The 18,768-nt window shown below is 45.6% G+C and carries 16 protein-coding genes; 12 read left to right on the forward strand and 4 right to left on the reverse strand.

Annotated features, from left to right (window positions below):
• Positions 1-153 precede the first annotated feature (153 nt).
• Positions 154-873: a DUF554 domain-containing protein gene (locus tag G493_RS0123860; RefSeq protein WP_028582355.1), complete on the reverse strand. Its 720-nt coding sequence runs from the start codon at positions 871-873 to the stop codon at positions 154-156.
• Between the two features lie 97 nt (positions 874-970).
• Positions 971-1,288, reverse strand: a complete 318-nt coding sequence (locus G493_RS0123865) for a DUF190 domain-containing protein (RefSeq protein ID WP_028582356.1) — start codon at positions 1,286-1,288, stop codon at positions 971-973.
• A 516-nt stretch (positions 1,289-1,804) separates the two neighbouring features.
• Here G493_RS0123865 and G493_RS0123870 point away from each other — a divergent pair.
• The 3 genes from G493_RS0123870 to hgcB are packed head-to-tail and all read left to right on the forward strand — an operon-like array spanning position 1,805 to position 4,393.
• Positions 1,805-2,854, forward strand: coding sequence for a hypothetical protein (locus tag G493_RS0123870; protein WP_028582357.1), 1,050 nt, complete (start codon positions 1,805-1,807; stop codon positions 2,852-2,854).
• A 55-nt stretch (positions 2,855-2,909) separates the two neighbouring features.
• Positions 2,910-4,094 (forward strand): mercury methylation corrinoid protein HgcA, encoded by a 1,185-nt coding sequence (gene hgcA, locus G493_RS0123880; protein WP_250697406.1) that lies wholly within the window; start codon positions 2,910-2,912, stop codon positions 4,092-4,094.
• Positions 4,095-4,105: 11 nt separating this feature from the next.
• A complete protein-coding gene (gene hgcB, locus G493_RS0123885; protein ID WP_084813749.1) occupies positions 4,106-4,393 on the forward strand; it encodes a mercury methylation ferredoxin HgcB in 288 nt (95 codons plus the stop codon).
• A 265-nt stretch (positions 4,394-4,658) separates the two neighbouring features.
• Here the strand turns inward: hgcB and G493_RS0123890 are convergent, their stop codons facing one another.
• Positions 4,659-5,291, reverse strand: coding sequence for a DUF2959 family protein (locus tag G493_RS0123890; RefSeq protein ID WP_028582361.1), 633 nt, complete (start codon positions 5,289-5,291; stop codon positions 4,659-4,661).
• A gap of 136 nt (positions 5,292-5,427) precedes the next feature.
• Here G493_RS0123890 and G493_RS0123895 point away from each other — a divergent pair, with 136 nt between their 5' ends.
• The 6 genes from G493_RS0123895 (at position 5,428) to G493_RS0123920 (ending at position 15,260) form a co-directional block, all read left to right on the forward strand.
• On the forward strand, positions 5,428-5,790 hold the full coding sequence (locus tag G493_RS0123895) for a cupin domain-containing protein (RefSeq protein ID WP_028582362.1): 363 nt from the start codon (positions 5,428-5,430) through the stop codon (positions 5,788-5,790).
• 84 nt (positions 5,791-5,874) lie between these two features.
• The gene (locus tag G493_RS0123900) at positions 5,875-6,624 is read left to right on the forward strand and encodes a B12-binding domain-containing protein (protein ID WP_028582363.1); all 750 of its coding nucleotides are present in this window, start codon (positions 5,875-5,877) and stop codon (positions 6,622-6,624) included.
• Between the two features lie 65 nt (positions 6,625-6,689).
• Entirely contained in the window at positions 6,690-8,057 is a 1,368-nt protein-coding gene (locus G493_RS0123905; RefSeq protein WP_028582364.1) for a methyltransferase MtaB domain-containing protein, read from the forward strand.
• Positions 8,014-9,705, forward strand: coding sequence for a methylamine methyltransferase corrinoid protein reductive activase (locus tag G493_RS0123910; protein ID WP_205623753.1), 1,692 nt, complete (start codon positions 8,014-8,016; stop codon positions 9,703-9,705). The genes G493_RS0123905 and G493_RS0123910 overlap by 44 nt, the downstream gene beginning before the upstream one ends.
• 9 nt (positions 9,706-9,714) lie before the next feature.
• Positions 9,715-10,485: a DUF1638 domain-containing protein gene (locus G493_RS0123915; protein WP_028582366.1), complete on the forward strand. Its 771-nt coding sequence runs from the start codon at positions 9,715-9,717 to the stop codon at positions 10,483-10,485.
• Positions 10,486-10,526: 41 nt separating this feature from the next.
• Complete coding sequence (locus G493_RS0123920) at positions 10,527-15,260, forward strand: AAA family ATPase (protein ID WP_028582367.1); 4,734 nt, start codon at positions 10,527-10,529, stop codon at positions 15,258-15,260.
• A gap of 285 nt (positions 15,261-15,545) precedes the next feature.
• On the opposite strand, the gene G493_RS0123925 is transcribed toward G493_RS0123920, so the two are convergent.
• Positions 15,546-15,839, reverse strand: coding sequence for an antibiotic biosynthesis monooxygenase family protein (locus G493_RS0123925; protein ID WP_028582368.1), 294 nt, complete (start codon positions 15,837-15,839; stop codon positions 15,546-15,548).
• 521 nt (positions 15,840-16,360) lie between these two features.
• Between G493_RS0123925 and atpD the strand changes: the two genes are divergently transcribed.
• The 3 genes from atpD (at position 16,361) to G493_RS0123940 (ending at position 18,762) form a co-directional block, all read left to right on the forward strand.
• Positions 16,361-17,770 carry a F0F1 ATP synthase subunit beta gene (gene atpD, locus G493_RS0123930; protein WP_028582369.1) on the forward strand — a complete coding sequence of 470 codons (1,410 nt, stop codon included), beginning with the start codon at positions 16,361-16,363 and terminating at the stop codon, positions 17,768-17,770.
• Entirely contained in the window at positions 17,760-18,173 is a 414-nt protein-coding gene (locus G493_RS0123935) for a hypothetical protein (RefSeq protein WP_051309879.1), read from the forward strand. Before atpD ends, G493_RS0123935 begins: the two co-directional genes overlap by 11 nt.
• 262 nt (positions 18,174-18,435) lie before the next feature.
• On the forward strand, positions 18,436-18,762 hold the full coding sequence (locus G493_RS0123940; RefSeq protein WP_028582371.1) for an AtpZ/AtpI family protein: 327 nt from the start codon (positions 18,436-18,438) through the stop codon (positions 18,760-18,762).
• Positions 18,763-18,768: the final 6 nt, after the last annotated feature.

An 18,768-nucleotide genomic window follows, 5' to 3' on the forward strand; every position in this document is an offset into this window, starting at 1 on the left:
TGGCTCAATACGGCCCGTATGGAATCATTGACGTTACGACGTAAACCGATATCCTACGCAATTTTTAAATATTTATTATTTCCCGCGCCCCTTAGGAGAAGAAGTGTTTCTGTTTGGTCAATTGTGGCTTGGCATCCGTATCTCGTGCGTTACTCATTGTACTATATACATTGTCCATGCCCAGGAGAGCGGCATGACAATCAGTAGGGCTGGGATCATATTGGCAATGGGAAACGGTCTGATACCGCAAATACGAAACCCTGTGGCCAGCATGATTAATCCACCGCATGCTGAAAAATCTGCCAGCATTTCAGGGGTTGTTAATGGCAGCACCAGGGTAGCCATGAGATATAGCGAACTTTGCACTGCGAACATGGGTATAGCCAGTAACCCCACTGCCAGCCCCATGGTTGACGAAAAGATAGGTGCGGTGAACAGGTCAAGGATGGCTTTGACAATGAGAAGGGTTGGATCTCCTGTCATTCCTTCGCTCAAAGAGCCGTAAATTCCTGTACCACTCATTGCAAATAACACCAGAAGGGCGACGTATTTATCCAGAAACTCTTCCTGGCTTATATTACCGGATGGTTTGGCAAATTTATCCACCCACTTTCTTGTTTTGCCAGCTAGTTGTTGTATTTTTGTTTCTATTTGAACCAGTTCTCCCAATGCGGAACCTACTACCAATGCCAGCACTACCGGTGCTAGGAGTTTGACCTTTACGATCATTGCAACGCCGAGGCCCATAGCGGCACAACCGAAAACCATGGGCATATTCTGACGAAAATTGGCATTGAGCCTGGAGCCGATGCAGACACCGGCAAGACTGCCGACAATAACTGCCGACACATTAACAAATGGACCTATCATCATGATTCCTTAGCAGTGTATATAAAGAAAACTGTGTTCCTGCGTACCTTGGGATCTCCCGTAAAGAATGGAGATGTCGGAAGAAGAGCAATGCTGCAGTTCATAACTGACCGATAAAGCCGAACTCTGTTTCATATTTGGTGTAAAAGATTCGTATTTTCTGGTCAGCGAGGCAGGCAAATAATTTGTCGGACTCTTCAGGTGTCAGGGCCATCTGAATAAGGGTTGGATTGTCTGAAAGATCAAAAAAACTCTCAGAGTGGAATCGACCGTCATGGCCGAAGCCAGCCTTTGCCGTAAGCAGGGTGGCTCCTCGAACACCAAGTTTTCTGGCCTGATCCAGAATCCACTGGGCCAGAGGACGGTCTTCATGCTCGCGGTCCTGTTGGGTGTAAAAAGTGATAAGATATCCTTGCATGTTTCTTTATATATTGGTTGTAAAAGTTTTGAATTTGATGGCTACTGCATGTGTTATAGATATTAAGAGGGTGCGGTGAAACGGAACATGCATTCGTTCCCTTTATCACGTGCACAGTAGCAAGTAATCACAGTTACAGTATGGTGCCGATGAGTATTTCGGCTCCACAATAGCGCCGTGCGTGGGTCGACACAACCTTTTTCTCTGTTCATAGTACGAGCTGGAAGGCAGCAACTTCCTTGCTGTTGAAGAAGAACTTGAAGCAAAAATCATGGGAAATACTGATTACTTAAAAAAGGGGATAGGATATCGGCTCATTTCCCTGAGTGTTTCACTGCTCCATACTGGTCGTATTGATCCATTGAAACCGTCAGAATTATGAGTTGAATAACCAATAGGAGCGGATGATTTTTTTTGCGACCCCTAAGTATCCTGTAATGGAATTACTTCGTAAAATGTTAAGATAATCGTATGTCCTGTTCTATATCTGATATGTTTTAAACATGGAAATGTTTTATGGATCATAAGGAGAGTAAATTGACACGGATAGCGACTGCTTTTGAAGCTGTCCGAAAAATATTGTTTAACAGCATCTTGATAATTATCGTTTTGCTTGTTTTGGCGGCACTTGGTCGCTTTTTTGTTGCACAGAATATTGAAGATTCGCGACATGCTGTTGTCCGGGAAAAGCCTGTTGTTGAACCCATTCCCTGGAATGAGGTTGATCGAGCCGTGGCAGAGGCTCTTGCAGATGCCCGTCAACATGCAGAATTGTTTGCCGGTGATCAACTCGACAGGTGGCTCGAGCTTCTTATGAAGCGTGTTGATACGGATTTTCTCGAATGGTATTTCAGTTACTGGACTCAACAGGTGTTAGGAATGAAAGCGCTTGGTCAGTCGGGAATGCATTATGTATTTGAAAATCAGCCTACTGCAGCTGAAAAAATGACACAGGATATTCAGGAAGAGTTTTCTCAAAGAGTCTTGCGGCCACAACAGGCTGAATTGGAACTTGAACGTATTGTTCGTGAAACTGTTAAACAGTACGTAGCCAGGCTGCGTCAGCAAATTGAGATTGTACCTGATACGTTTTCCATTCCTCGTGCTGAATGGGATCGGTATATGAACGGTCTTGTTCTTACTGTTTCAAACACTGACGCTGACCGTACAATTCCTCTTTCCTTGAAGACTGTCGTTGCATCAGGATCTGGTGGTGTCGTAGTGCTCACCAGCAAGATGAAGGCATTGGTTACAAAAGTTTCAACCAAGGTTATGGCAAAGTCTGCCGGTAAAGCTGCTTCACAGATGGCAGTAAAAACCGGTGGTAAAGTTGTCGCTAAAGCCGGCGGGAAATTCCTGGGAATTATTGTTGGGGTTGCTGTTATAAGCTGGGATGTCTGGGATCATAATACGACCAAAAGAGAAAATTGGCCTGTCCTGAGGCAATCTCTTTTTGAATATTTTATTTCATTAAAGGAAATTTTTCTCAATGATCCTGAAGCAGGCATGATGGCAACCTTTAATGATCTGGAAAAGCAGGTTTTGAATGCATTGCAAACACACTAGAGAGAATGTGTACTTGCGATGAAGTTGTGAGAATATTTATTACGTTATTGGAACTATGCAAAATACTATACATACTCAGTGTTCAGGCCGTAATGAAACAGACATGTGTGGACAGGGAGATCATGCTCAAAAGCATTTTGACAACCAGGCCCCATGTTGAGGCCCAAACGCTGAACCCCGTGCTGGTGTTCACGAAAAAGCAGGCTACTCCATTGATGCATATGTAGAGGGTTTTATCGACACTCCGGTTGGCCCGATACCACGTGTTGCTACACGGTCGCAATTACGTGACAGAGTTGGACGACTTTTCACCAGAATTGGTATCATCCGTGATAATTATCGTATCAGTCCCGGCTTGTATGCTGTGGGGACTCCTCATAGGGATAGCCCTGTTCTGGTTACAGCAAATTACAAGTTGTCTTTTGATCTGCTTAGGTTTGAGCTTGCCGAAGTTGACTGCTGGATACTTGTTGTTGACACTAGGGGTATCAACGTCTGGTGTGCTGCCGGGAAAGGAACATTTTCTACAGATGAAGTTGTCTTGATGGTCAAGCAGACTCGTATTGCAGAGCTCGTTTCCCATAACACACTTATTGTTCCCCAACTATGTGCAGGCGGCGTATCATCATCCCTTGTTAAGAAGAAGAGTGGGTTTCGTATAATATTTGGTCCTGTTCAAGCACGAGATCTTCCTGAATTTCTCGAACGCGACAATACTGCAAGCGAAGGAATGAGGGCTGTGACCTTTACGTTGATGGAACGAGTGGAACTGATCCCTGTTGAGCTCTATCTTCAGCTTAAAACAATAGGGTTTGTTCTGATAGCAGGTTTCCTTTTTGCTTGGATAGGACCGCATATGTTTTCCTTGCAAGCAATTATTCAGCGCACCTTGCATTTGGGCATGGCGACTCTGCTTGGTCTGTTATGTGGCTCTGTTTTTGTTCCTATACTGCTACCATGGCTACCTTGTCGTCAATTTTGGCTGAAAGGGCTATGGCCTCCACTCTTGGTTGCTTTGTGTTGGGGGATCAATATTTATCCTCATGTAACGATTGAACTATTATCGTTAAGTGTCTGGATGTCTGTTTTTAGTTCTTTCCAAGCTATGAATTTTACTGGATGCACGCCATACACATCGCCATCTGGCGTAGAGTATGAAATGAGGCGAGGGATACCTGTTTTGGCTTTGTTAGCGATACTGGCTTTATTGGTGTGGTTGGTTGCGCCATTTGTTGATTAGGAGGTTTAATCATGCAAACAATGAGGTATATTGATAACACTACTACCTTAAAGCTTAATGTGGATGTTTGTGTTGGCTGTGGAAATTGTATCCTCGTCTGCCCCCATCGAGTTTTTGAGATTAAGCAGAAAAAAGCAACTATTTGTGATCTCAATGCCTGTATGGAATGTGGGGCGTGTGCAAACAACTGTCCGGTTGATGCCATCAGCGTCAATCCAGGTGTGGGATGCGTTGAGGCATATATTAATCGATGGCTGGGACGTCTTTTTAAAGACAGGGGAAGGAGTTCCTGTTGCTGAGAAAATGTTTGTGATGGAATCGTGAGTGCCATGTTTGCATGAAACAAGTTGGCCTTTATGGTTCCTTGACCGGGTATTTCGAGAGGAATGCAATTTATAACGTCGTCGCGTCAATGGTTCCATACTGGCCGTATTGAGCCATTGACGCGACGACGTTACTAAACCGATATCCTACGCAATTTCAGGATATTTATTATTTTTCGCGACCCTAAGGCAAGTGTCTGGAAACTCACTGGTATATCTGAAGTGACTACTTATTCAGAGTTCAATTACTCCCTGACAGGGCACTGACTGTAGACTTGAGTACTGAAATGGTTGTATCCAGTCTGGTCGTGATATTTTGGGCATCGGACTTGGCTTTGTCTGCAATGGAACGCATCGCCTGGAGCCCGTTCTCATTCAAATCCATGTTTAATGCTGTGCGAATATCGTTCAGTTTGCCCATGAAGGGCGCAAAGGTCTCGCCAACTGCAGAGAGTTCACCTTGAACGGTTGCAAACATTTGCTCAACGTTCTCTCTTCTCTTTTCAGAGGTCTCTCGAATGGCGGCGCTTTCAATTGTCTGCATCTGCTCTGACCACTGTTTCAGATAGTCAGCTTTTTTCTTGCGCATTGTATCCAATCTTTTGGCTACAGTTTTTCGTGACTTTTCAAGGTCATCGATGGAGTCAGAGAACACTCTGAACTGTTTTTTCAGATGGGGTCCACGTGCCATAAACATGGCTTCCATGGCTTTCGTCGTGGTTTCAATTTGTTTTTTTCCTACCCGTAATTCCTGTTCTACGCTTTGAATACTGTCAGCGGCCTGAATACCTTCTTGGTAAGAAGTCTTAGTGCAACCGGCTACAAATACCATCGCGAGAAAACAGGCTACTCCAAATGTGTACAAAGTTTTCATTCTCCCCCTCCTGGTCGAATTTTAACCATGAAATTGAGTATAGAAATCAGAGCATATAATGCAACTCTTCTTACAAATAGATGGAGTGATATAAGAACGTTCCTCATTATAGGCGATAATAACTTCAGGAAAAAAAATGATATATACCTATAAGCCTAAAAATGAATTTTATACCAATGAAAAATGCTTCATTACTGAGCTTTTGAACAGTGATGCTGATGCTGACTGTTCTGTGGCCCGTGCCAGAATTGAGCCGGGTATTACAACAGAGTTACATGCATTACTGGGGACAACAGAGCGATACGTTATCCTGGAGGGAGAAGGCGTGGTTGAAATTGACGGTTGCCCGGCAACACGTGTTACCACCTATGATGTCGTATGGATACCAGAAGGAGCCTGTCAACGTATAACAAACAGTGGAACTGGTGATTTGGTTTTCCTGGCTATTTGTACTCCGCGTTTTCGTCCTGGAAATTACCTCAATATGGAAAAAGAGTAACAGTGTGAATACCTACTTTCAACTTTCGTCTTTTGATGGTGCTGATGTATACTATCTTATATGTCGGAATATGGAGGAGTGTTTGTGAAGTATCTTGAAGACAATTCATTGATATTCAGTCGCTATGATCTTTTTCGTGAGCAGAAAGAAGAGCGAACACATAGATTTTCCCATGACGCATTGCTGCAAGAGGTGGCTGAGCATGTCATCCATGGAGATGATGAAAAAATTATCACCATTGTTGATCAGGCGTTGGAATATAAGAGGCCAGAAGAGGTAATACGGGAAGGCCTTATTCCCGGCATGGATGAGGTCAGCAGATTATGGGGTGAAGGAATATATTTTCTTCCCCAGGTTGTCCTGTCTGCAGATGCCATGCTCGAAGGTATTACCCGCTGTGAGGAAAAAATGGGTCGTCCCATGGAGAAAAAAGGAAAGGTGATTACCCACACTGCTGAAGGTGACATACACGATATAGGGCAGCTTATTGTTAATGCTCTGCTCAGGGCGGCAGGGTATGAAGTTATCAATCTTGGCGTAGATGTACCTGTTGATCTCGTGGTGCGAAGCTGTCAACAACACAGACCGATATTGCTTGGGGGAACAGCACTCATGACGACAACCATGACTGCCTTTCCTCGAATCGCCGCACGGCTGAAACATCTGAATTTACAGATACCATTTGTCTGTGGAGGAGGAGCTGTTAATGAAGATTTTACAGCTGGGTTTGATTTAGGTATATGGGGAAAAGAAGCTTCATGGGCTGTCGGAATTGCGGAAGATGCACTGCAGGGAATGACATGGAGCCAGATTCGAGAAAAATGGAATGGGTGATGGGAAGAATCTGGTTTACAGCCTTGTGATGGAGAACAGGAGAAAAAAATAATTCCAGGAGGCATATGCAGCTTAGCAAAACCATGGCCTATGCTCGAGCGGAGGAAATGATGTTCGGTACCTGCCTGTACCCGGTAACAACCAGAAGGGGAATGTGTCTGGGAGGAGGGGAGGTTATTCCGGAGATTGTTGTTCATCCCCGCGCTGGCAGCGAAAAGTCCTTGAAAACGCTACTTCGTGAGTTTGAACGAGGTTATAATGATGCTTTGGAGCGATGTGTTTCCATAGGGCATCCCCATGTCTGCCTGGAGATCGAACACGTTGCCCAGATGACTCAGAAAACAGAATGGGGTGAAGACGTAGCTGCTCAGACTGTTTCACTTATGGACAGATATGAAGAAAGGTATGGTATTGTTTCGGGCTGCCGGTTCACCATTGCTGACTTGCGTAAACCTGACATGGTGCATATGCGTGATTCAGATCGTTCCCAGCGTGTTCTGGAGGCGATTGCAGCTTGTGCTCGGCATGCTGATATGGTGGCCATCGAATCAATAGGTGGTAAGGAAATTTTTGATCACGCCATTATTCGCAATGACGTTACCGGTTTGTTGTTTGCACAGGCCGTTCTGGGTGGAAGGGATATGCAATGGCTCTGGCCGCAGATTGTTGCCATAGCCGAGCGGCATAATTGTCTTCCAAGCGGCGACACCAGCTGCGCCCATGCCAATACCGCAATGTTTATGGCCGGTGGGTATCATGGGCGGGAAATTCCCCACACCTTGGCAGCAATTTCGCGCGCTATCAGCGTGAGCAACACCTTGGTGGCCTATGAGTGTGGTGCTACGGGCCCTGGAAAAAACTGTGCCTACGAAAACCCTATAATTAAGGCCATTACCGGGGTGCCTGTATCCTGTGAAGGAAAAAGTAGTGCCTGTGCCCATTCTGATTTCTGCGGTAATGCCATCGCTGCTGTCTGTGACCTCTGGTCCAATGAAGCAGTGGAATATCACTCCATGTTCGGCGGGACCACAGCCGCGGTATTTACCGAGATGCTGGGCTATGATACAGCGCTCATGAACACTGCCATTAACCTGGGCTACGAGAAAGAACTGCAGGCCTGTATGGTTAATTCCGATCGTTATAGAGATCCTCAGAGCTATATTTTATGCCCTGATATTGCCTGGGAAATAGGCAAGGTGGTCGTTGAGCATCACCAGAGCCTTTATAGTAGAGCCAGAGCAGCAGCATTGAAATGCGGAGAGCTTATTTTTGGGGATGATAAACTACAATTGACAACCTATGAACATGACGCTCTGAGACATTATATGGCTGATCTTGAGAAATTGCCTGCGGATGAAGGAAATTTTATTGACCTGTGTCTGGAGAGATATGCCAGGATACATGGGTTTCGTAGAGAGTCTTACGGCCTGTAATGTTGGTGGAGAGATGGATGAGATCGGCGTAGCCGTAGACATCGGTACCAGTGGAATTCGTGCACAGGCTGTGGATCTGACCTCCGGAGCAGTCCTTTCCACCTCTATTTCCCTGGCTCATCCTCTTCCTGGCGCTAATGTTGTGGACCATTTACACTTTGCTCTTGAAGCTGGTGTTACTGTTGCGACCAGAATGTTACGAACTGCTGTGAACAGGGTCGTAGAAGGTCTCAAGGTTCCTGTTATAGCGATCAGGCGTTTGGCAGTGTGTGGTAACACGGTTCAGCTCTCCCTGCTGCAGGGGATTGAAGTGAGGGATCTGGCTTATACAGGGGCTAGAAAACTGGCAACCCTCGGTGTTGTGAAACCTGATCGCCGCGGGGTAAGTATACAGGCGGGAATATTACAGGGCCTGGAATTGAATGAAACCTGCCAGGTGCTTATTCCACCTGCTGTCTGTCATACCATTGGAGCAGATGCCCTGGCTATGGTGCTGCAAAGCGGTATTCTCCAGGAGCAGCAGACAGCATTGATTACCGATTATGGAACCAATGCAGAAATGGCTTTGTATCATAATGGCCGTATTATTACAGCTTCTGCCGCAGCAGGGCCTGCCATAGAAGGGCAACAGATTTCCTGCGGAATGTTGGCCGCGCCAGGTGCCGTAACTGATCTGCAGTTGATGCGTAACTTGCAATATCGTCTTTTGGTTCTGGATGAACAAATGCAGGTTGTACAGGGGCCGGTAGTTGATCTGGAACGAGCATCTTTGGTTTCCTCGAACAACGCGCAGGTGAAAGGCATCACCGGCACCGGTGTGGTTGCAGCTCTTTGTGAGGGGATACAAGCAGGTCTTATCGAACTTCCTTGTATCCAGACGCCCGATGCTTGCCTGCATCTGGGAAGGAAACTCTCTCTTACTGAGGAGGATTTGCAGGAGGCGGGTAAAGCTTTCGGCGCGATCAGGGCTGGGCATGTAACTCTTTGCCATGAGGCGGGGATTGGATATGGAGATATACACGTCGTGTATATGGCTGGAGCCGCAGGAACGTATGTAGATCCTGTTAAGGCGATGTTTATGGGATGGGTTCCCGCATATACAAAAAAGATTGTGCAGGTTGGCAATACCTCTTTAAAAATGGCAAGGCACCTGGTTATGGATCCCGCGCAACTGGATGTAATGCAACGGCTTGCAGATCGAATTCGGCCTGATCATTACGTGCTTGCGGCATCAGACACGTTTAAAAAAATGTATATGCTTGAGCTGGCATATTGGACGGAAGGTATGCCTATGACCAGTTACCGTACTATGCTGACTCGTTATGGGGTGAAAGCGTTTCCTGAAACCGTCTCTGCTCCCGAAATACTGCAAGCAGGAGCTATAGGGGACCTGGGCAATCCGGGAGTACAGGAGTTGAGTGTAGTCTCTGACCCAGGGGAGATCTTGCTCTTGTCCATTGAAGGTTGCACTGCATGTTCTGGTTGTGTGGATGCCTGCCCGCAGTCTGCACTTGAGTTAAGTTTTAAGGAAAATCGTCCAGTGGTTCAACTGTATCATTCACGTTGTGCTGGTGTTTCCTGCAAGCGATGTGAGCACGTTTGCCCTGAAAAAGTGATGGTGCTCAGTGATTTTTTTATGATCAGATGAGGGGCGTTCATGGCTGTGCTTGGTATTCTCACCTGTGAAATCATGGAGCTTGAGATAGCATCTCTCGTTGCCTTGGATACAGATCTGACAAAGATAACCGTTGTAGATGATCACAAAGCACAGCATCTTATTTCTTCCATTGAATCACAGCGTGTGCATACGGTATACCGAATTCCCCATATTTCAGCATTTGACCCTGAAAATTCAGGCGATGAAGCTCTTATCCGGGTTCTTGAACTTGGCCTGCACAGACGCAGGGATCTCCTGAAAGAGAAACTGGAACAAGAAAGCCGTCAGATGGATCGTTACATTCACTGTCTGTTTCTGGGCTATGGTCAGTGCGGAGGCGTGCTTGCTGATCCGGCTGAGACGGTTGATGTCACGTGTCCGGTTTTTTATCCCCGGTTTGCAGGGAAGCCAGTTGCCGACTGTATAGGTATATGTCTTGGTGGGGATGAGGAATATTACCGGGAGCAACGGCAGGTAGCAGGCACTTATTTTCTAACCCCCGGATGGTGTCGCCATTGGAAAGATATGTTCGGCTCCTTGGATACAGCTTTCAACGAAACCATGTCAACGAAGTTGTGCCGTCGGATATTGCGGGGCTATAAGCGGTTGTTGCTGGTTCATACTCCTGTAATGGCTTCAGGGGATATGCGTTCCTTTTCACAGGAACTTATCGAAATGTCGGACCTTGAGGTTCAGGAAAGGGAGGGGACTCTCTCTTTATTGGAGCAGGGGTACCGTGAGGCAAAAAAATATTTGGGAACAGGCCGTTGATGAGGTCTTTTTCTGGCCGCTAAAAAAGAAAAGAACGATGTATGGCTATCAAGGGAACGAGAATAGACGAAAAGCACCTCCATTTACTTCATGAGGGGCGTCAAAGAAGGGTGTATCGGTTTGATAACACCCAGGATGGCATACAGGTACTCGTGAAGTTTGCTAAAACAGCCTCTCCGTTTTCCAGGCAAGCGGAGATGTTTGCCAATGAGTTGAGGATAACACAACAGTTTGAGCACCCAGGAATTCGTAAAGCCTTAGAAACCGGAACCCTCTCTGGCAAAGCTGTCCTGTATCTTGAGTATATCGACGGCCTTAATTTGCAGGATTTCTGTGCCATAGAAAAACCAGGACTCTCTGATATATTGACCATAGGCATGGGGATTGCCGAGATCCTTACCGTACTTCATGGCGCTAACATTATTTATAAAAACCTGAGTAGTGAACATGTTATGATCGGCCCGGGACAACGTCCTGTGCTGATTGATTTTTCCATTGCCGTGCAGAGCACTTTATCCCAGGTATCAGATCCGGTAGATCAATTTGAAAATAATCTTGCCTACATCTCACCAGAGCAGACAGGAAGAATCAACAGGGGAGTGGATTATCGAACAGACTTGTACTCTCTTGGCGTTGTTCTTTACGAAATGCTGACCGGACTTGTTCCCTTTACTGCTGATACAAACGCTGAGCTCATTTATGAGCATATAGCAAGGCAGCCTCAGGCAGTTTCCTCTGTCAATCCAGAAGTCCCAGGTGTACTGTCTGATATTGTTATGAAGCTGCTGAACAAGGGGGCTGAAGAGCGGTATCAATCTGCCTTTGGTGTTGTTCGGGATCTGGAACGGTGCCTGGCACAATATCATAAAACAGGCCATATCAACTCCTTTACTCTTGGCAGGGATGATGTCTTTGCCAGGCTGCTTGTTCCACAGAGGCTGTACGGAAGAAATGTTGAGTTAGCAGTACTTGAAAAGAGTTTTCAACGTGCGGCATGCGGAAAAGGGGAGATAGTTCTTGTATCTGGCCCTGAGGGAAGCGGTAAAACTTTATTGGTCAATGAGCTTCAACGTGGGGTAATAGAAAGTGGCGGTGTGTTTATTTCCGGCACCTGCGATCAGTACCAGAGAAATGTTCCCTGTCATGGTATAAACCAGGCATTCTTTGTTTTAAGCAGTATTTTATCGGCATATTCTTCGCAGCGGCTCCATGCATTGCGTTTGCGTATTTGCAGGCAGAACCAGGATCATCTGGATCTATTAAGCGCAATGTGCCCTGGCCTGCATATGCTGGTGACGGATGCCGTGGCCAAAGAATCGGAAGATGTGCCGAAACTGCCTCCCAATCAACCGTTACATGCTGTTATCTGTTCAATATTTTCTCTTTTGTCTTGTGAGTGCGGCCCTCTTGTTCTTTTTCTCGACAATCTCCAGTGGGCTGATGCTGTGACCCTTGATGTTATCAGACTATTAGCTGGGGAAAAAAATAACAGTCCGTTTCTATTGATTGGAGCATATGATGATTCGTCATCTGATGCTCCTGTACGACACAATTTGAAATGTATAGACCAATTGTCAGATAATAGCTTTGTGCAGCACATCTCCCTGAAAAATCTGGATCAAAAGTCAGTTCAAAACCTGATTGAGGATATGATCCATCGATCAGATAAAGAAACAGCTGACTTTGCAGAGGCAGTTTTTACTAAAACCAAAGGGAACCCGTTGTTGGTCATAACCTTTATGCAATCACTGCATACAGAAGGTGCACTGTGGTTTGATTGTGAGCAACGATCATGGCAATGGGATGACGCATTGATACACCAGAGAGCTGTTGTTGAAGATGTAATTGCCTCGGTAACAATGAAGATACAGGAACTTTCTGAGCAAGCCCAGGATGTGATAATGACTGCCGCCTGTATTGGTAACGAGTTTTCCCTGGAAACGTTGGGTGATATTCTTGGGAGCAACACAGATACTCTTCGCAGACTATTGCTTGAGATCGAAGAAAATTTGTTGGTTGTTTCCCTGGGGAAATCACATAAAGAGGCTGGACGCGAAGCTGATAATGCTCCTTTTCTTGGGCCGACCCGTTTCACTTTTACTCATGCCAGAGTGAGGATGGCTGCAGAGTCTATGCTCCCCCAACAGAAAAAAAGACGTAACCACCTTGAACTGGGCCGTCTGTTTCTTTCAAAACTCTCTGGCAATGAATTGAAAAACCATATTTTTGCAGTGGTTGATCAGTTGAACGAGGGATTTCGTTATCTCAAAACAGAAGAAGAATTTTCGCAACTGGCTGAATTAAATTGCATGGCTGGTCACAGGGCTCGTTGTTCAGGCGGGTATGCTGCTGCGGTATGGTACCTGAATATGGGGCTTGGTCTTCTGCCAAAGGATCGATGGAACAGGTACCACGACTTGAGCTGCACCTTGTATGAAGAAGCGATTGAGGCAGAGTATCTCAACTGTAATTTTCCCAGGGTCCATGTACTGGCAGAGGAGTTATCTGCCCATATAACAGGAAAAAAAGAATGTACCAGGATCTGTAAGTATCAGATACTTGCCCATGTCGCTCAGGGTGATAGAGACAAGGCACTGACCCAGGCTTTTAAGGCCCTTGAGGTGTTGGGTGTTTTGAGTCAGGATGAAATTCCCAGCCTTACGGGCCATACCTTGTCTGGCACTGGTCAGGTGGATGTGGCAACAATCATCAAGGCCTCACGCACGCTTTCCCAGGAGATCCAGCTTGAACGTTTGCTTGAAAAATTCATGCAGATAGTTATGGAAAATGCCGGTGCTGAAAAAGCCGTACTGGTCATTACCCAGGGCGATAAAATGTTTGTACAAGCCCAAGGTACCATTGATGGACATGGAGTTGAGACGTTTGGTTCCATTCCTCTTGAAGAAAGTGATGATATTCCTCAATCGCTGATAAGCGCTGTGGTAAGGCAAAAACACGCTGTTGTGCTCGGAGATGCTCAGAATGATCCAGAGTACGCACAAGATGTGTATTTTCGTGAACATCTTTCCAGGTCCGTTCTGGGGCTGCCGCTTATTCATCAGAAAAAACTGGCTGGTGTGCTCTATCTGGAAAACAATTTGGCTGCCGATGTATTCGCACTGGACCAGCTGCAACTCCTTGATGCATTGCTCTCTCAGGCGGCAATTTCCATCGAAAATGCAAAACTTTATCAGAGCCTTGAAGAAAAATTACAAGAATTGCGTCTAACCCAGGATGCGTTGATGGAATCCAGAAATTGGTTGGATCGGTTACTCAATGCCCTTCCTGAGCCCATTTTTGTAAAGGACAGAAATCATCGATGGGAATTATTGAATGATGCCTTTTGTGCATTTGTTGGATTGAGCCGAGAGGAGTTGCTGGGTAAGTCAGATTATGATTTTTTCCCAAAGGAAGAAGCCGATGTCTTCTGGTCCAAGGATGAGTTGGTTTTCAACACTGGCAGGGAAAACGTAAATGAAGAAAAAATAACAAATATGCATGGGGAAAAGTGTACAATCCTTACTAAAAAGATTCTACACCGAGATGAAAAAGGGAACCCCCACCTTGTAGGGATTCTCCGTGATATTACCGAACGGGTAAATCTTGAGGCACAATTGCGGCAGGCTGTAAAAATGGAGGCCGTAGGGAATCTCGCCGGAGGATTAGCGCATGATTTCAATAATTTACTTACTGCAATCATGGGGTATTGTGATTTGTTGCAGATGCGGGTGGGAGATGATGAGCGGCTGCAAAAAAATATACGTAGGATAAAAAAGGCAGGCCAAAGTGCAGCCAGCTTAACTCAACAACTCCTTGTCTTCAGCCGTAAACAGGTTCTGCAACCACGTGTATTGGATCTCAACCATGTGGTTGTGGAAAGTGAAAAGATGCTGCGGCGACTGATTGGTGAAAATATTCATGTAGAATGTCAGCTTCAGGATGATCTTGACAGTGTAATCGTTGACCCTGTTCTTATGGAGCAGATCATCATGAATCTATGCATTAACGCAAGAGATGCCATGCCAGACGGTGGCAAATTGACTCTTGAAACAGCCAATGTGGAACTAGATGCAGAATATGCAAGCCACCATCTGGATGTGGAACCTGGCCACTTTGTCGTGCTGACCGTAAGTGATACAGGAGTGGGGTTTGATGAAGAAACCAAATCTCGCATTTTCGAACCATTTTTTACAACCAAGGACAAGGGCAAAGGAACCGGGCTTGGTCTGGCAACGGTCTATGGAATTGTTACACAAAGCCAGGGGCATATTGTTGTTTATAGTGAACTGGGAGTTGGTACGACATTTAAAGTCTATCTTCCCCGGGCAGAGGGTGAAAAGGTACTACCGGAAGATACAGAGTCGCCGAAGGAGGAAATAGTAAAAGGTAAAGAGACCATACTTCTGGTTGAAGATGAAACAATGGTGCGTGAACTTGCATGTACTATTTTGCAGGAGTACGGCTATCGAGTGTTGGCTGCTATAAATGGAAGAGAAGCATTGCAGATTCTCGATAATTGCTCAAATGTCCCAGATTTGCTGATTACTGACGTGGTTATGCCGGAAATGGGAGGACGGGAATTAGCGGAACAGATGGCGCTGAAATGGCCGGACATTCGTATTCTCTTTATTTCAGGTTACACGGGTGAAGCCATTCATCGCCATGGAGTTCTTGATAAAGGAATTGAGTTTCTCCAGAAACCCTTTACCCCAGAAGCTTTTGCAAAGAAGGTCCGGGATATGCTGGATACCCCTATTGCAAAAATGCATGACTGAAGATGGTATTTTTCTGGCAGAGAGTGTTGTTAATCTATGCACACTCTCTGTGCTAATGAAATCATCCCTTCAAGGCGTAACTCATCACGCGGACGTATCTTTTTGGTTTCATTCGTCTCCAAACTGTAATTGATTAGAGGTGCTTCATATTTGGACAAGCGCGATTTTGAGCAGGTAAACGTAGACTCCGTGGAGTGTCTGGGATCAGTTACCCCAAGCCAGCTTGATATCTGATATCAGCGTGTTGTTGATCATGTTATTCTTGGCCAGGTTATGAGTTGAGCACTAGAAATCTTCAGGAATGTAGACATCAAAAAAGGTCCTTTCGCCCAGAATGGAGTCAATCTCCCACTGGAGTTTTTGCACCTCTTCTTTTTGCATCCATTTTGTCCAGTTATCAGCTGTTTTCCATTCACTTATCACAATATATTCCCCTGGATCATTCATATTGGAGTATGTGGATCTGGAAATAAAACCGTCCTGTTGCTCTGCACTTTTACGAAGGCTCTGTAGAAGAGGAACAAGTTTTTCCTTCTGAGATATCCTAAACAATCTTCTGCTTATAACTTTGACGTGCATCGTAGCACCTCCAGGTGGGAAGTATTTGTATATATGTAGAATATCGTATCCTTGTAAATACGTCAGCCTTTATTTTTCTGACTGTCTGTTCTCTTAATCCCGTATATTGAGCCCCCCCGATTTCGTTGTAATCAATGTAAATTTTTGGTTATACTGCTTGTGATGCTGTAATATTTTGTTTTTATTTAGATATTGTCTCGATAATTCACGCCTCCTGCTGATTATCGGTGGCTATTGTTGGGACAATCATGCTATGTTTTTCCAGATGAAATCGGGACTGTTGATTGGTGTTTGTTTATAATCGATGATTTGATCTCACTTTTAAGGCGGGCATATTTTGTTCCATGTCATGGCTGATTGGATTGGGGGGAACCAGGTTACTTGATCCTGATGTAGGCTTTTTGACAATGACCTTGTCAAAATTGCCAGTTAGCGTGATAATGAACACAGGGCAGGCAGATTACCCTGAACTCAAGCATATTCCGGCTACAAAGACCCTTCTTTTATCTGATACTGGGATTATGGCTGAAAGGGACGTACACAGGCAGCAGCAATTTAGTGGCGTTATCAGTTCGGTACGAGCCACGGTGGTTGATATCCACTGTCCAGGTTCTCTGCCGCCACTGTATTCTATCTTAAAAACAGAAGGAATACATGCGACTGTAATCGAGATTATCGATCATCTTGATGAACATCTGGCCCGTGGTATCGCCTTGACAACAACAGCCGGGCTTGCCAAGGGAGATAGGGTTCAGGGTTACGGTAGACCGATCGAAGTTCCCATTGGTAACCAGCTTCTTGGCCGTATGTTCAACGTCTTTGGAGACGTCATCGACAATGGAGAACAGCCTGATTTTAAAGAATTCAAATCCATTCACCAGCATCCCCTGAGTCTCTCTGAACGGGTGGTCAGTGAAGAGATATTTTTAACCGGCATTAAGGGAATCGACCTTCTGGTTCCCATTGAAAAAGGTGGCAAAACGGGCTTGTTTGGTGGAGCTGGTGTCGGCAAGACCGTGGTGATTACTGAGCTGATTCACAATATGGTGGCCAGCCACAAAGGGGTGAGTATTTTTTGTGGTATCGGTGAGCGATGCAGGGAGGGCGAAGAACTGTATCGGGAGATGGGAGAAGCCGATGTCCTGAAAAATACGGTCATGGTTTTCGGCCAGATGAACGAATCACCCGGTTCCCGGTTTCGTGTTGGTAATACAGCCCTCACTATGGCGGAATTCTTTCGAGACGTTCAAGGGCAGGATGTGCTGCTGCTTATCGACAATATTTTTCGATTTATCCAGGCCGGCATGGAGCTCTCTGGCCTGATGGGACGCCTTCCATCACGACTTGGCTATCAACCCACCATGGGAACGGAGCTGGCAGGATTACAGGAGCGGATTGCCAGCAGCCGTAAGGCTGCTATTACTTCCATACAGGCGGTTTATGTGCCGGCAGATGATCTCACTGATCCAGCGGCTGTGCATACCTTTTCTCATTTATCAGCATCAATTGTTTTATCCCGCCAAATGGCGAGCCAGGGATTTTATCCCGCCATTGACCCATTGCAGTCCAGATCCATGATGCTCAACCCTCGTATTGTTGGGGAAAAGCACTACCAGGTTGCCCGGCAGGTCCGCAGGACACTCTCTGATTATGAAGATTTAAAAGACATTATTGCTATGCTCGGCCTAGAAGAATTATCGCAGAATGACAGGCGTATAGTCAACAGGGCCCGTCGTCTTGAACGTTTTCTCACTCAACCGTTTTTTACTACAGAGCATTTTACAGGCCTGGATGGGCGGTTCGTTCAATTGGAAGATACCATTAATGGCTGTGACAAAATACTCAATGATGCATTTTACCAGATCCCTGAAAGCGGTCTTTATATGATCGGTTCCATTGACGAGGTGAAAATCGATAATAATGTCACCTGAGCAAATGGAACAACAACATATCCGGCTCAATATCATGTTGCCTACAGCCATATTTATTGAAATACAAGTGCTTCAAGTCAGGGCTGAAAGCGATACCGGCGAATTCTGCTTAAAACCACGCCATATCGATTACGTGACCTCTCTGGTTCCGGGTATTTTGACATACAGGAATTTACAGGGTGAAGATAATTTTGTAGCTATTGACGGGGGAGTCCTGGTCAAAGTCAGAGGCAAGGTTGAGATCGCTACCCGAAATGCTGTCGCAGGAGAACTGGGAGAGCTTGTCGATATCGTTCAACAGATGCAGCAGGAGTATGACGACAGAGAAAAGGCCAGCAGATCTGCTGCAGCCAAGCTTGAGATCGGTTTTTTAAAACAGTTTAGCCGACTCGGCAGCCAGTAGTTAGTGTCTTTCCAGAAAATACATGAGGATTTTTCCTCACGTTTAAGGGCTAAAATGCTTTTTACCGCAGGCATATAGTTGACATCGGAGTCTTCGCTTGCCTTCGAGGGTAAAGCTTTGAGCATAACACAAAAATTGGGTAAAAAGACCATTTAGAAGAGTCACTGGTTAAGGCTGAATTTCGGGGCGTTCAGGTAGCTTTTTTTGTTGATTAATGCAGAAACTGACACTTTTATGTTTGAACCGATGTTTCAAGGGAACAATGACAGAAAATGATAATAAACAGGAGCAATTTTCTACAGAAGTTTCCAAACGGGAGAAGCGTAGGATGCGTACCCGTAACAGTGGCCGCGATGGAATGTGGTACGGGTTGGGAATGTTTGGCATAATCGGCTGGTCTGTGGCCATCCCTACCATGGTGGCTGTCTTTATCGGAATCTGGATCGATTATCACTTCCCGACGCAATATTCGTGGACTCTCATGTTGCTGTTTATCGGGCTCTTGGTTGGCTGTTTAAATGCCTGGTACTGGATTCAGAAAGAACGTGAAACCATCACAAGGGAAAGAGAGGACAACGGGGGGGCATAGTATGCA

Origin of the sequence: Desulfogranum japonicum DSM 18378, from assembly GCF_000429945.1 — a bacterium.
GTDB lineage: Bacteria > Desulfobacterota > Desulfobulbia > Desulfobulbales > Desulfobulbaceae > Desulfogranum > Desulfogranum japonicum.

Bases quoted from the DNA above. Each gene is read 5' to 3' on its own strand.
- G493_RS0123940 (WP_028582371.1), top strand. From the start codon at position 18,436: ATGACAGAAAATGATAATAAACAGGAGCAATTTTCTACAGAAGTTTCC.
- G493_RS0123920 (WP_028582367.1), top strand. From the start codon at position 10,527: ATGGCTATCAAGGGAACGAGAATAGACGAAAAGCACCTCCATTTACTT.
- G493_RS0123890 (WP_028582361.1), bottom strand. From the start codon at position 5,291: ATGAAAACTTTGTACACATTTGGAGTAGCCTGTTTTCTCGCGATGGTA.
- atpD (WP_028582369.1), top strand. From the start codon at position 16,361: ATGGCTGAAAGGGACGTACACAGGCAGCAGCAATTTAGTGGCGTTATC.
- G493_RS0123905 (WP_028582364.1), top strand. From the start codon at position 6,690: ATGCAGCTTAGCAAAACCATGGCCTATGCTCGAGCGGAGGAAATGATG.
- G493_RS0123870 (WP_028582357.1), top strand. From the start codon at position 1,805: ATGGATCATAAGGAGAGTAAATTGACACGGATAGCGACTGCTTTTGAA.
- G493_RS0123910 (WP_205623753.1), top strand. From the start codon at position 8,014: ATGCCAGGATACATGGGTTTCGTAGAGAGTCTTACGGCCTGTAATGTT.
- G493_RS0123865 (WP_028582356.1), bottom strand. From the start codon at position 1,288: ATGCAAGGATATCTTATCACTTTTTACACCCAACAGGACCGCGAGCAT.
- G493_RS0123915 (WP_028582366.1), top strand. From the start codon at position 9,715: ATGGCTGTGCTTGGTATTCTCACCTGTGAAATCATGGAGCTTGAGATA.
- G493_RS0123860 (WP_028582355.1), bottom strand. From the start codon at position 873: ATGATGATAGGTCCATTTGTTAATGTGTCGGCAGTTATTGTCGGCAGT.
- G493_RS0123935 (WP_051309879.1), top strand. From the start codon at position 17,760: ATGTCACCTGAGCAAATGGAACAACAACATATCCGGCTCAATATCATG.
- G493_RS0123925 (WP_028582368.1), bottom strand. From the start codon at position 15,839: ATGCACGTCAAAGTTATAAGCAGAAGATTGTTTAGGATATCTCAGAAG.
- G493_RS0123895 (WP_028582362.1), top strand. From the start codon at position 5,428: ATGATATATACCTATAAGCCTAAAAATGAATTTTATACCAATGAAAAA.
- hgcB (WP_084813749.1), top strand. From the start codon at position 4,106: ATGCAAACAATGAGGTATATTGATAACACTACTACCTTAAAGCTTAAT.